General features: G+C 42.9%; 11 protein-coding genes. 7 read left to right on the top strand and 4 right to left on the bottom strand.

The genetic code is table 11. From position 1 onward, the window contains the following. Window positions 1-41: 41 nt before the first annotated feature. Window positions 42-1,226 carry an acetyl-CoA C-acyltransferase gene (locus KO525_RS15455; protein ID WP_215964744.1) on the bottom strand — a complete coding sequence of 395 codons (1,185 nt, stop codon included), beginning with the start codon at window positions 1,224-1,226 and terminating at the stop codon, window positions 42-44. A gap of 562 nt (window positions 1,227-1,788) precedes the next feature. Between KO525_RS15455 and KO525_RS15450 the strand changes: the two genes are divergently transcribed. The 7 genes from KO525_RS15450 to KO525_RS15420 all read left to right on the top strand — a co-directional run bounded on the left by KO525_RS15450 (window position 1,789) and on the right by KO525_RS15420 (window position 9,749). Next, a complete protein-coding gene (locus KO525_RS15450) occupies window positions 1,789-2,175 on the top strand; it encodes a MerR family DNA-binding transcriptional regulator (protein ID WP_215964743.1) in 387 nt (128 codons plus the stop codon). Window positions 2,176-2,267: 92 nt separating this feature from the next. Then, a complete protein-coding gene (locus tag KO525_RS15445; protein WP_215964742.1) occupies window positions 2,268-3,437 on the top strand; it encodes an isovaleryl-CoA dehydrogenase in 1,170 nt (389 codons plus the stop codon). 158 nt (window positions 3,438-3,595) lie between these two features. Next, window positions 3,596-5,203 carry a carboxyl transferase domain-containing protein gene (locus tag KO525_RS15440; RefSeq protein ID WP_215964741.1) on the top strand — a complete coding sequence of 536 codons (1,608 nt, stop codon included), beginning with the start codon at window positions 3,596-3,598 and terminating at the stop codon, window positions 5,201-5,203. A gap of 9 nt (window positions 5,204-5,212) precedes the next feature. Next, window positions 5,213-6,043 carry an enoyl-CoA hydratase/isomerase family protein gene (locus KO525_RS15435; RefSeq protein ID WP_215964740.1) on the top strand — a complete coding sequence of 277 codons (831 nt, stop codon included), beginning with the start codon at window positions 5,213-5,215 and terminating at the stop codon, window positions 6,041-6,043. A 5-nt stretch (window positions 6,044-6,048) separates the two neighbouring features. After that, window positions 6,049-8,163: an acetyl/propionyl/methylcrotonyl-CoA carboxylase subunit alpha gene (locus KO525_RS15430; RefSeq protein WP_215964739.1), complete on the top strand. Its 2,115-nt coding sequence runs from the start codon at window positions 6,049-6,051 to the stop codon at window positions 8,161-8,163. Next, a complete protein-coding gene (locus KO525_RS15425) occupies window positions 8,160-9,074 on the top strand; it encodes a hydroxymethylglutaryl-CoA lyase (protein ID WP_215964738.1) in 915 nt (304 codons plus the stop codon). The genes KO525_RS15430 and KO525_RS15425 overlap by 4 nt, the downstream gene beginning before the upstream one ends. A gap of 177 nt (window positions 9,075-9,251) precedes the next feature. Beyond that, window positions 9,252-9,749: a GNAT family N-acetyltransferase gene (locus KO525_RS15420; protein ID WP_215964737.1), complete on the top strand. Its 498-nt coding sequence runs from the start codon at window positions 9,252-9,254 to the stop codon at window positions 9,747-9,749. An 80-nt stretch (window positions 9,750-9,829) separates the two neighbouring features. Here KO525_RS15420 and KO525_RS15415 read toward each other — a convergent pair whose 3' ends face one another. The 3 genes from KO525_RS15415 to KO525_RS15405 all read right to left on the bottom strand — a co-directional run. Then, the gene (locus tag KO525_RS15415) at window positions 9,830-11,674 is read right to left on the bottom strand and encodes a POTRA domain-containing protein (protein ID WP_215964736.1); all 1,845 of its coding nucleotides are present in this window, start codon (window positions 11,672-11,674) and stop codon (window positions 9,830-9,832) included. Between the two features lie 133 nt (window positions 11,675-11,807). Continuing rightward, window positions 11,808-13,271: a hypothetical protein gene (locus tag KO525_RS15410; protein WP_215964735.1), complete on the bottom strand. Its 1,464-nt coding sequence runs from the start codon at window positions 13,269-13,271 to the stop codon at window positions 11,808-11,810. A 67-nt stretch (window positions 13,272-13,338) separates the two neighbouring features. Further along, window positions 13,339-14,401 (bottom strand): hypothetical protein (locus KO525_RS15405; RefSeq protein WP_215964734.1); only part of this gene is annotated, 1,063 nt, incomplete at its 5' end.

Below are 14,401 nucleotides of genomic sequence, written 5' to 3'. Positions count from 1 at the left end.
TTTTGATTTACAGACAAGACATTCGTCTAACACCGCAACGATTACAACAATTCGAAAGCCATTGCAGTCGCTTCACCACCGCCAATACACAACGACGCTACACCGGTTTTTAATCCACGATTTTTAAGAGCATGTAATAAAGTGACAATAATTCGTGCGCCCGATGCACCTAATGGATGACCTAATGCACAAGCACCACCATTGATGTTCACTTTCTCTGATGACAACTCTAAATCTCTAATGGCCGCCATAGTTACCATTGCAAACGCCTCGTTAATTTCAAACAAATCAACGTCACTGGCCTTCCAACCGGCTTTCTCTAATACCGATTGCATGGCCCCAACAGGCGCAGTAGTGAATTTTTCAGGTTCAATAGAATTTGTCGCCTGGGCAACAATTTTTGCCATTGGCGTTAAACCACGTTTTTGTGCTTCAGATAACTTCATCACAACTAATGCCGCAGCACCGTCACTGATTGAAGAAGAGTTAGCCGCAGTAATAGTGCCATCTTTCGCAAAGGCTGGACGTAAGGTTGGGATCTTATCCATCTTGGCATTACCCGGTTGTTCATCGACGGATACGGTTATATCGCCACGACGGGATTGTATGGTTACAGGCGATACTTCATTATCAAATCGACCACTGGCAATTGCCTCTTGAGCTCGAGTCAGTGAGCGAATGGCGTATTCGTCTAATTGTTCGCGGGTAAATTGGTACTCATTAGCCGTGTCTTGAGCAAAACATCCCATTGCTTTGCCTTGGTACGCATCCTCAAGACCGTCTAAGAACATATGGTCCATGGTTTTGCTATGACCCATTCTCATGCCTGAGCGAGCTTGCGGTAACATATATGGTGCATTGGTCATTGACTCGAAGCCACCAACAACTGCAACATTAATAGAACCTGCCGTAATAAAATCATTGGCCATCATGACCGCTTTCATTCCAGAACCACAAACCTTGTTTATCGTTGTGGCGCCAGCAGCTAATCTAACATCTGCTTTAATGGCCGCTTGTCGAGCTGGCGCTTGCCCTAGTCCTGCGGGTAATACACAACCCATAATGACTTCATCGATGTCATTACCCGAGATGCCTGCATGGCTAATTGCAGCTCGAATTGCACTGGCACCTAATTCCGGTGCTGTTGCGCCACTTAACGCGCCCTGAAAACCGCCCATTGGCGTCCGTTGTGCAGATACAATAACGATTGGATCAAGATCAGACATAATGCTTACCCTTCTATTTTGTTGATGACCTAATTGGTACTAAAGCGTGGGGCTTAGTTTACCCCTTATAATTTATGCTGGGGATACTACGATGGTTGCATGAGTAAACCAATTTTCAACACTGATTTGCTTAACCACCAGTTGGAAAATATTATTTACACGAAAACAAAAAAGCTATTTAAATACATCAACCTAAGCACAAACTAATAGATAGACAACCCTTAAAACCCCGCCTCGAAGAAAGACTTTTACCCACATTTTTAATTTCAACGACATTAAATTCACTTATAAACCAATAGATAAAACCTAAATGATCATATTAGACGCTTATTTGATCCCTGCCGAGAGTCACTAATTCAACGTCTATTCAACACCATCGTTTACAAATAAGCCGCTGTGTACCTGAGTCATTGCCAAACAAAGGAAATGAACTGAAATACAAATTTAAAACGACATTGTGCGAATTTATTTACAGTTGGAGAAAAGGATAAAAAACATCTAACTTTACGTTTACGTAAACTTACCCTAATATTTGTAAAAATTAATTTGTAGGAAGTTCTTAATGACAACTCAAAACCAAACAACATTCACTATTGGTGAGTTAGCAAAAGAGTTTGATGTCACGACCCGCAGTATTCGTTTTTACGAAGACGAAGGATTGTTATATCCCAGTCGTAAAGGGCAATCGCGAGTTTACAGTTCAAAAGACAGAACTCGTTTAAAGCTCATTTTACGTGGCAAACGTTTAGGCTTCTCATTAGGCGAAACTAAAACGATATTTGAACTATACGATAATGAACCAACAGAAGAAAAACAATTAAATAAAATGTTGGAACTCATCGCCGCTAAAAAACAACAACTTATCCAACAACAAAAAGATCTGGAAGATATTTTACACGACTTAGCGGCACTCGAAGATAGCTGCAATGAATCATTAGCTAAAATTTAGAACTACACTAGTTGTTACAAATATTAAAACTGAAAAATAGAACAAAAACTCAATCAACAGAACCCTATTAACATAAGAATAAGAGAACCATCATGATCAGTCCTTTCACGTCCTTAAATTTTAATCTTGGCGAAACTGTCGATATGATCCGCGACCAAGTTAATGCCTTTGCCCGCGATGAAATTGCACCACGAGCGGCGCAAATTGACATCGACAACGAATTTCCAAGCGACCTATGGCGTAAGTTTGGAGATATGGGGTTGCTTGGCATGACAGTGGAAGAAGAATACGGTGGCAGTAACTTAGGTTACATAGAACATGTAATTGCAATGCAGGAGATCAGCCGTGCATCGGCGTCTGTTGGTTTAAGTTATGGTGCAATGTCTAACCTTTGTTTGAATCAATTGCGTAAAAATGGCAGCCATGAGCAAAAATTAAAATACCTTCCTAAGTTATGTACAGGCGAACATGTTGGCGCATTAGCAATGTCAGAACCGAATGCGGGCTCAGACGTTGTAAGCATGAAATTAAGAGCCGACAAAAAAGGCGATAAGTATATTCTTAACGGCAACAAAATGTGGATCACCAATGGTCCCGACGCTGATGTTTATGTTATTTATGCAAAAACTGATGTAAATGCAGGTTCTAAAGGCATTTCAGCATTTATCGTTGAACGCGATTACCCTGGGTTTTCCCGTCACCAGAAACTCGACAAATTAGGTATGCGCGGTTCGAACACCTGTGAATTAGTGTTTGAAGACTGTGAAGTACCAGCAGAAAACATACTTGGTCAAGAAGGCAAAGGCGTTCGCGTTTTAATGTCTGGTTTGGACTACGAACGTGTTGTCTTATCCGGTGGTCCACTTGGGATTATGGATGCATGTATGGATATTGTAGTGCCATATGTCCACGACCGAAAACAGTTTGGCCAATCGATTGGTGAATTCCAATTAATCCAAGGCAAACTAGCAGATATGTATACCCAAATGAATGCGGCTAAATCTTATGTTTATGCTGTTGCCGCTGCATGTGACCGCGGTGAAACGACTCGTAAAGACGCCGCTGCTGTCATTTTATATTCAGCAGAACTTGCCACCAAAATGGCCCTTGATGCAATTCAGCTCCTTGGCGGTAACGGCTACATCAATGAATTCCCAGTTGGACGTTTATTGCGTGACGCCAAACTCTATGAAATTGGCGCCGGTACATCTGAAATTCGTAGAATGTTAATTGGTCGTGAATTATTTAACGAATCCAAATAAGGTCTGCCCACGCGACCATTTTGAATTTGGAATTACATCGACACGATTCAATATTTACAATATGAATAGGGTTTGAATCGGACAAATAAACGTAACGAGACATCCGTTGATGTCTCTAGAAAGAGGCCTCCGATACGGGCCTCCAAAGAGAAACTGTCATGGCGAAATTAGTTACTAAATTGAACCCACGCAGCCCAGAGTTTATCCAAAATGCAGAACATATGCAGGCTCAGGTTGACGACTTAAAAACCACATTAGAAAAAATCAAGTTAGGTGGCGGCGAAAAAAGCCGTGAGCGCCACTTATCCCGTGGTAAGTTATTACCTCGTGATCGGGTGACTCAGTTGCTGGACCAAGGTTCACCATTTTTAGAATTGTCACAACTTGCTGCACTTGATGTTTACCCAGACAATGTTCCTGCTGCTGGTATTATTACCGGCATTGGTCAAGTGGGTGGGCAAGAGTGTGTCATCGTTGCTAATGATGCAACAGTAAAAGGCGGCACCTATTACCCGCTTACGGTAAAAAAACATCTTCGCGCGCAAACCATAGCGCAGGAAAATTACCTGCCTTGTATTTATCTGGTTGACTCAGGTGGCGCCAATTTACCCAATCAAGACGAAGTATTCCCAGACCGGGAGCATTTTGGCCGGATCTTTTTTAATCAAGCTAATATGTCCGCTCAGAACATTCCACAAATTGCTGTGGTAATGGGGTCGTGTACCGCCGGTGGTGCGTATGTCCCAGCAATGGCTGACGAATCCATTATTGTAAAAGAACAAGGCACGATATTTTTAGCTGGCCCACCTCTAGTAAAAGCCGCGACGGGCGAAGTTGTTACGGCGGAAGAGCTTGGCGGCGCCGACGTGCATTGCCGAACATCTGGCGTGTCAGATCATTATGCTCAAAACGATCACCACGCATTAGAGTTAGCACGCAGTGCCATAAGCAATCTAAATCGAGTTAAGCCAATGCAACTGGCGGTTAAAGATGTCACGCCACCGGCCTACCCAACTCAAGACATTTATGGCGTGATCCCTAAAGATCCACGCCAGCCATATGATGTAAAAGAAATCATCGCACGGGTCGTCGACAACAGCGAATTTGACGAATTTAAAGCACTTTACGGTTCAACATTGGTTTGTGGTTTTGCCCACATTTACGGTTATCCTGTTGGTATAGTTGCTAATAATGGCATTTTATTTGGCGAATCCGCAGAAAAAGGCGCGCATTTTATTGAGCTATGTGCCCAACGCAAAATTCCACTGGTCTTTTTGCAAAATATTACAGGCTTTATGGTTGGCAAACAGTATGAAGCCGGCGGTATCGCCAAACACGGCGCAAAAATGGTAACGGCCGTTGCCTGTGCAAAAGTCCCTAAATTTACCATATTAATCGGTGGCAGTTATGGTGCCGGAAACTACGGTATGTGTGGGCGAGCCTACGACCCACGATTTTTATTTATGTGGCCAAATGCCCGCATTTCGGTCATGGGCGGTGAACAAGCTGCTGGCGTATTAGCGCAAGTAACCCGTGATCAAAAAGCCAAACGTGGTGAAGACTGGAGCGATGAACAAGAAGCTGAATTTAAACAGCCAATTATCGACGCTTACGAGCACCAAGGGCACCCATATTACGCTTCTGCTCGATTGTGGGACGATGGTGTAATTGACCCTGCGGAAACTCGACAAGTATTAGGTCTTGCCATTTCGGCTTCCCTTAACAAACCAATAGAAGATACCAAGTTTGGTATTTTCAGAATGTAAGGGGCTGACATGACTGAATTCTCGACTCAAAACAACGCAGTTTTATTTACTGTGGATAGCCGTGGTGTTGCGACGGTGACCCTCAATAATCCTGATAAACACAATGCTTTTGACGATACAATAATTGGCGTATTACAACGTACTTTTGATCATATCGCCACACGCGCTGACATCAGCGTGGTTGTACTTGCAGCAAACGGTAAAAGTTTTAGCGCCGGTGCGGACTTAGGTTGGATGAAACGAATGGCAAGTTATTCTTTCGAGGATAATTTAACAGACGCCAATGCCCTCGCATCGATGTTATACGCATTAAATTACCTTCCACAACCTACAATTGCTAAAGTCCAAGGTGCAGCGTTTGGCGGTGCGGTAGGACTTGTGAGTTGCTGTGACATTACCCTCGCGTCTGAAAAAGCCAGCTTTTGTTTAAGTGAAGTTAAACTCGGCCTGATCCCAGCAACGATTAGCCCTTACGTTGTAGCCGCGATTGGTGTTAAGGCCAGTCGACGTTACTTTGCCACTGCGGAACGTTTTTTTGCGGCAAAAGCCCAGCAAATTGGCTTAATTGACGAAGTTGTTGCGGTCACTGAACTAGACGAACTAACTGAAAACATGACCAACCTTTTACTCAATAATGGTCCTACAGCAATTCGTGAAGCTAAAGCGTTGATTTTTGATGTTGCAGGCCAAGATGTGGATGACACGATAATGGCAGAAACAAGCCGTCGAATCGCAGAAATTCGAGTATCAGCCGAAGGCCAAGAAGGGTTAACCGCCTTTTTTGAAAAACGCCAACCAAATTGGCAACGTGGGTCTACAGCTAATAAGCTACAGGAATAATCTCAATGTTTACTAAAATACTTATTGCTAATCGTGGTGAAATTGCTTGCCGTATAATAAAAACGGCGCGCGCTATGGGGATAAGCACAGTGGCTGTTTATTCCGACGCAGATAAAGATTCACTCCATGTCAATATGGCGGATGAAGCGGTCTATTTAGGCCCTTCGCCATCTCGTGAAAGTTATTTATTGGGTGATAAAGTCGTCGACGCCGCTAAACAAACAGGCGCTCAAGCAATCCACCCAGGATATGGTTTTTTATCTGAAAACGCAGATTTTTGTCGCCGATGCGAACAAGAAAACATTTGTTTTATCGGCCCGCCAGTTTCTGCTATTGAAGCGATGGGCAGCAAATCCGCCGCTAAAACGATAATGGAAAAAGCCAATGTACCTCTCGTTCCCGGTTATCATGGCGATGATCAGTCAGATGCTATTATTAAAAAAGCCGCTGACGACATGGGTTACCCAGTATTATTAAAAGCCGCAGCCGGTGGCGGCGGTAAGGGCATGCGTCAAGTTTGGTCAGCGGATGAATTTGCCGAAGGCTTAGCGGCAGCGAAACGCGAAGCACGTTCGTCATTTGGTGACGACATCATGTTAGTTGAAAAATACTTAACACAACCCCGTCATGTGGAAATTCAAGTATTCTGTGACAGCCATGGCAATGCAGTTTATTTATTTGAGCGCGATTGTTCTGTGCAACGTCGCCATCAAAAGATCATTGAAGAAGCGCCCGCATTTGGTATGTCCGAATCGCTTCGTCAACAAATGGGTGAAGCGGCCATCAAAGCAGCTAAAGCGATTGGTTATTGTGGTGCGGGGACAGTGGAATTTTTATTAGACGTAGACGGTTCGTTCTACTTTATGGAAATGAATACCCGTCTGCAAGTTGAACACCCCGTAACGGAAATGATCACCGGCGAAGATCTCGTGGAATGGCAATTGCGAGTCGCCTTTGGCGAATCGTTACCGAAACAACAGTACGAGCTTGCCATTCATGGCCATGCTTTTGAAGCACGTATTTACGCCGAAGACGCCAACAATGACTTTTTACCGGCAACGGGTTTGTTGGAATTTATGCAAACTCCTGAGCAAAATAAATTTGTGCGGGTCGACACGGGCGTACGTCAAGGCGACGAGGTCAGCGTGTATTACGATCCTATGATAGCAAAGCTCATTGTATGGGGCGAAACCCGTCAAAAGGCGTTACAGCGACTATCAAAAGCACTCGCGGCCTTCCGCATTAGTGGTGTTACAACTAACATTGAGTTTTTGTATAATTTAAGTACATGCGAGCCTTTTATTCGTGAAGAAATAGATACAGGCTTTATCGACAAAAACCAAGACCAGTTGTTCCATTCAACAGAACAAGCCCTTAGTAAAGAGCTACCAATGGCAGCACTGGCATTAGTCTTAACCGAAAAAAATGACGCAAAAATTGTCGCAGAGCACAGCCAAGACCGCAACTCACCATGGCATCAACGCAACGGGTGGCGACTTAATGAGCCACATACGCAGTCGTTTGTGCTCAGTCATGATAATCGCGAATATCAAATCTCGGTTGAACAAAAACGCACGGCCCACCTTTGTTATTATTTAATATCTATCCAAGGCGAAGCATTCTCTCGTTTAGCTGTCGACTGCCAAGGTTCGTTGCACACGCAACTTGATAGCGCCCATTCAACGGTCACCAATGCTAAGTCTAACAATACATTAACTTGTTATATTGACGGCTATCGGACAACGGCAGAGTTGGTTCAAAATGGCTTAGAAATGAGTCTTTATCACCCAAGTGGTGTTTTTCAGTTTAGCCGCGTACTGCCAAGTTTAGGTGAAGTTGATGATGTGGCTGGTAACGACGGATTACTTGCACCAATGAACGGCACACTTGTCAGTAACTTGGTTGCCGTCGGTGAACCGGTAACTAAAGGCCAGGCTCTCGTGATCATGGAAGCGATGAAAATGGAGCATACCATTCGAGCCTCAGCAGATGGTGTCGTCACTGAATTTTATTATGCAGAAGGCGATATGGTCGACGGTGGATCGCCATTATTGGCGTTTGACCTTGTTACAGAAGCACCAACTTCTGTTACCAAAGCCGAACAGGAAACAAATAAATGAATACAACAGTAACAGGCTTTCCACAATCGGTAAAAATTGTTGAAGTCGGTCCACGTGATGGTCTTCAAAATGAAGTTCCGGTCACATTAGAAGATAAAATTAAACTGATCAACAGCTTATCTGAAACTGGCTTGCAGGTGATTGAATCGGGATCGTTTGTGTCCCCTAAATGGGTGCCGCAAATGGCGGGTAGTGCAGACATTTTCAGCAGGATATCCCGTAAAACCAATATCAGCTACCCTGCCCTCACTCCAAATATGAAAGGTTATGAGGACGCGATTCGTGCTGGAGTTGATGAAGTCGCTATTTTTGGTGCTGCCAGCGAGTCGTTTTCACAAAAAAACATAAACTGTTCAATCGCAGAAAGCTTACAGCGCTTCGAACCCATTATGGCTCAAGCCAAATTAGAAATCGTCAAAGTCCGTGGTTATGTATCTTGTGTTTTAGGTTGCCCCTATGAAGGTAACATTGACATCAACAATGTCGTGAACGTTGCACAAACCCTGTATCAAATGGGTTGTTACGAAATATCATTGGGCGATACTATTGGCGTTGGCACACCACAACAGGCAAAAGCGATGTTGCAGGCAGTTGCAGAGGTCGTACCGATAGAGCACTTAGCGGTGCACTTTCATGATACTTATGGACAAGCGTTAGCCAATATTTACGCCTGTCTAGAGCTTGGCGTCAGTGTCATAGATTCGGCAGTTGCTGGTTTAGGCGGTTGCCCGTATGCCAAAGGTGCATCGGGTAATGTAGCCACCGAAGACGTCGTTTATATGTTAACTGGGTTGGGGATCACCCATGGTGTCGATTTAACTAAACTGGCACAGGCAGGACTTGATATATGTGCTGCATTGGGAAAACCGCCACAATCAAAAGTAGCAAACGCATTAGCGGCCAAGTCATAATAGAAAAACAGTAAAAAATGGCGGTCAATGATAACCACTAAATACTAAATTAGTGAACAAAAACAAGGACGATTTTGTTCGCTTTAAAAATGACTTCCTCATAAAATTTCATTTCCTCTACTTGCCAATAGCACGTAAAGTAATCCAATAGACTAAATGTAAAATCAAACGCCAAAGATGAATATAACCACCGACCGTCTCAACATTCGTGAATTAACCTTAAAAGATGCGCCTTTTCTGGTTGAATTACTTAATTCCAACGGCTTTATCGAAAATATTGGTGACCGCGGTATTCGTACGGTGAAGCAAGCTGAGGAAATGATTTTAGAGAAGTATATTGTCAATTATCCAACCCATGGCTTGTTTATAGTTGTGCGGCGTAACGATCATACTGCGATTGGTTCTGTCAGTTTTTTAAAAAGGGATTTCTTAGCATTTGAAGATATTGGCTATGCCTTTTTACCTGACTATTTTGGCAAAGGTTACGCCTTCGAAGCCGCTTCAGCTTTGGTCAATTACGCAAAAAGAAAAGGATTAACAGCCCTAAATGGCGTAGTCGACTTTCCTAATATTGCATCTCAAAATTTACTGCTTAAATTAGGTTTTAAAGAAGACGGGGTTGTTGTTATGGATGGCGAAGAGGAGCCGATCAAAAAATACACGTTAATATTCTAAATATGCAGATACTATCCGATTCGACAACCGAATTACTCGTCTTACCTTTTACTTATCGGGACTCGTCTCAACAATAGAGTTTAAAAAACATAAGTGTAGGTAATAGTGGCTTTATCTTCTGTCACGCCAAAGCTCTGCAATCGGCTTCGTACTTTAACTGACAACAAATGATTGTCTTTTTTAAGTCGTGTCGATAGAAAGGGACTCGATGCGTCACAACGATATTGTGAATATGGCGTTAAGTCAGTTAAGCCACCACAAGCTTCTACACTTCGGTCTAATGGTCTATTTCGGTCAGGGTAAAACGTATTGTAGGAAATTTGTTGTTCAAACCCAAATTGCAGATTCATCCAATCTAGATACTTTTCAAATTCAAAATTCCGAGCCACACTAATACTGAGATCACCGCCAGATGTCCCCGTATCCGCACCACCATAATCATATGAGCTTAGAATATTATCAAAATTGGCCCACTCAATATTGGCCTGCACATTAAGGGTCATATTCCACGGTAATGTTTGTCGGCGATAATAACTCAAATAAACTTTCCAAAAATTAGCAACTGCGTCTCTAGTGTCACCTATTGGGCCTTTTTGTGGAATAATGCCATTGTTATTGTTGAGTTCTTTGTAGTCAATTTCTTCCTGCGTCGTGGCATCTGCTAGCCCTTCTAATATCTTAGCGACTTTAACATTAAGCACATTTTGAGCTGGGTAGTTTTCATCAATAATCTGATCAGAAAAAACAAACTGCATTGACGCATTTAATGCATATAAAGTTTCAGATTGGTCAACCCACTTAAACCCTATTTGATTGCCAACAAGTGGGTCTGGAAAATTATTGGTTGTTTGTGAACTTGCCGAACGTTTCTCAAGCCCAACGGTCCAACTGTTGCTACCTACATCTAACCAAAATGGTTTTTCGTAGGACACACTCATAGTGTCACTGCTCCCACTAAACAATAATAGACTTTGACCAATGGCGTCAGGATCTATTTGATAGTCCAGCTTAGACATATTGAGGTGCAATTTTGCCCCTTTGTTGCCAAACGGTACGGAATAACTGGCTGCCATTGATGAGAAGTACTTGGGAAACTCAGGATTAATTGCAGCAAACAGACTAAAAGTATCTGACCTACCTGTTGGGTTGGTAACTAACGTAGAAAACACGGTACGTAAATCTCCCTGATAACGGGATGCGTTATTGTTTATCGCTAATGCGGTTAAGTCTTCTACAGGTTCTAATACCAAGACTAAAGCACTCTTGCCAAATTCAACTTTTTTGAGTGTGGGTTTAATTCGGGTACCCGGTAAAAAATTGAGATATTTCAGACGCTCAACTAAGGTTGGAGTATGAATGATTTTGCCTTTTAAATCCGCAAAGTATTGATAAAACAATGACTCTTCATATTTAAAACTGTCTTTGCCGAGAACATGGATATTGCTCAACAAATCTTCTTCTACTTGAAACTCTACAATGCCACCACTAATTTGTTGTGGTGGTACAAACGCTCTAGAACTTTTATAACCTTTAGACTGCAAAACCAACGTCAGTTTTGCGGCAATATCTTTGAGTTCGTTTGCTGTGATTTGTTGATTAATTCGGGGTTGTATGAGAGGTGAAACATCTTCTTTAGTGAGGACGTTATTACCGGTGATTTTCACTCCGCGCAATAAAAATGCAATGTTGCCAGCAATTTCAGCTTTTTGTTGTTGTTTTTCTACTTCTAAGTCGTCAACTAAATTGTCGATTAATGTGTCATTTTTGGATTTATTGAGTAAATCTTCCTGTTGTTTTTTTATCTCAGGTAAGCTCGGGGTCGGCGCAGCTAAAACCGCGGAAACATTGAGTGCGATAAAGCTCAGCACCACATAAATCAAAAAACTTACAATCGATAAGCTAGGTGTTACAACTCGAATAACCATAAAAGCCCAATACGTCCTTTAAACTAAATTCGGTACAATTAAATGACACCGATTTGATGCCTATTCACCAAAAGTTTAAACCTTACAAGGTAAAAACAATAGGTGATTAGGATTAAGTTAGCATGAGTTTCAATTAGTTACACGATATTTGCTGACGATTTAAGGCATTAATTTGCGCCAATTCTGCGGCGTCAAAATCTGCCGCGCAGACTTCACTTTGAGTAGCAAGCGCATAATATTCTAGGTTAGCATTTTCTGAACCACAAACATCCGAGTCGGAGCTATTTGGTTGTTCAACACTATTCCAGCACAACGCCAGTAATCTTGCTGAATTAATGCCATTTTGTGCCGCTCCCAACAAGTTGGTTTCATTGGCATTTAAAGCTATGAGTACCGCGTGGTCTGCATCAACTTTAACGCCATATAAATCATCTTCAAAATAATAAGTCAGTTCACTTTGGTCAAAAAAAGCGTCACTGCCATTAAGTTTGATGGTTTCAGTGGATGTTATTAACTCTAAATTAAAATCGGTCACCCCATCGTCAACGATAGACTGGCCATTGCCACTGACATTAATAGGAACAATTGACAAACTATTTAAGAATGCCGACATTCCGCCGCTCTCAGCGATTTCATTGGCAAGTTTAACGGCAAATTGAATGCTATTATCTAATCTAGAAAACTCCTGTACTGTCAGTTTTTCAAGAATTGAGGCGACCGTACTCGATGCATTGACATTTTGTTGAACAGCCAATATTAATGCTTCATAAAATGTCGCATCTGTCGTACTTGCTAAGGTATTGCCAATTGAACTTGCAAGTTGCATTACCTTATCGCTATTTGCTTGGGAAACATGCGACTCAATAGCACTTTGCATTGCAATGCTTAATTGTGTGATATCAGCAAGTCCTTCCGTTGGTTCAGCATCCCTAAAACTTGCTAACACGGCAATACTGACATCAACCGCGGCTTGCGTATCACCTTCTAATATCACAATGCCTTCCTGCAATGCCGTGAGTAAAACCGCAGTTCGAGACAATACCGCTTTTATCGAAAGTTCTATGCCGTCACTTAGTTCAATTGTCGTTGTAGGTGCGCCTGCTATCCCAGCTAAAAACGCTAACTGAAATAACTCCTCAGGCAGTCCTCCAATCCCCGAAGAGGGGATCCCTGTTGATGGGATTAAAGCAGTAATTGGATTGGCAAAAACGGTACGTTCTCCTAAAGCACTAAAACTACCAATGTAAGCAATTTCCAATCCGACATTGTAATTAATATCCGTGGCACTTTTTAGACCATCTTCATCGATATCTTGAAACGATGCACCAGGTTCAACTAAATTTTTAGACTCAAACGTAATTGGTGTCGTAGGAAGATAGTCTGGACCAAACTGATAAACCCCGGGGCTAATTTCAGTTGCCACGGTTCCAGTACTATCTGAAACCAACAGCCCAACTAGCGAAGCATCTTCAGCAACAAAACTATAGAAAAACGGTTCAGGATCCACTTCTACCTCTGAATGCCCGGGGCGACTACAGCCTTGTAATACGCCAATCGCTAATAACACAAATAAACACTGTTTAATCATTGTGTTCATGCACATCTCCTATCTAACAACATATCTATATCCGTAGGCTTAACAACTTGTTTGCTCATTAGCATGATTATCCGTTATTGGTCCCAGACTCACTTTCGCCAGTTTCACTGTCTCCTGAATCAGTTGTACCACTGTCGTCGCTTTCACCAAACAATTTACGGAAGAAATCGACAAATCCACTGCCACTTTCTTGGTCAGCCTGAATCGCATCTAGTTCCGTTCCAAGTCCGGTACTGTCTGCCCCCGCAGTAACCAACGAAGCGTCAACTGCATTTAACTTCGCATTTGCAATGTCACTGCCATCCGCCGCTACTGGAGTTTCACCGCTTGATGTTGAATAAGTCGCCAATGAATCAGCTTTTGCATTAGCCAGCATTGCGGATTCAGAATTACTTGCTTCGGCAGCCATTGCCCGTGCGCTTTCTGCGGTAATTGCCTCTGCATTAATATTGATATTAGTGCCATTGGCCGCAATCGCTGTTGTATTTAGCGATTCTGCTGCGACAGCACGAGCCGTTTCTGCATCGATTGCACTTGAATTAGACATTATCGCGGTTGCATTGCTTGCTATAGCCGTTGCATTGTCGGCAACAACACCACTGAGATCTGAATCTATCGTATCTATTTCAGTTTGAAGTGCAGCTTCGGCTGCCATAGCACGTGTCATTTCATCCGAAATACCAGTTGCATTTTCTGCTATCGCTGTTGTATTTGCTGCAATCGCGGTATCGGCATCAGATTCGTTTAAGTCAACGTCCGCTTGCACTGCAGCAATCGCGGTATCCGCATCAGATTCGTTTAAGTCCACATCCGCTTGCACTGCTGCAATTGCGGTATCTGCATCAGACTCGTTTAAGTCCACATCCGCTTGCACTGCTGCAATTGCGGTATCTGCATCAGACTCGTTTAAGTCCACATCCGCTTGCACTGCTGCAATTGCGGTATCTGCGTCAGACTCGTTTAAGTCCACATCCGCTTGCACTGCTGCAATTGCGGTATCTGCATCAGACTCGTTTAAGTCCACATCCGCTTGCACTGCTGCTATAGAGCTTGTATTTGCTGCAATCGCGGTATCCGCATCAGACTCGTTTAAGTCAACATCTGCTTGCACTGCTGCAATTGCGGTATCT

It is taken from the genome of Psychrosphaera sp. B3R10, from assembly GCF_018861025.1.
In the GTDB taxonomy this organism is placed as follows: domain Bacteria; phylum Pseudomonadota; class Gammaproteobacteria; order Enterobacterales; family Alteromonadaceae; genus Psychrosphaera; species Psychrosphaera algicola.
The sequence above is the reverse complement of the archived record's forward strand: the minus strand, read 5'-3'. Positions and strand labels throughout refer to the sequence as shown.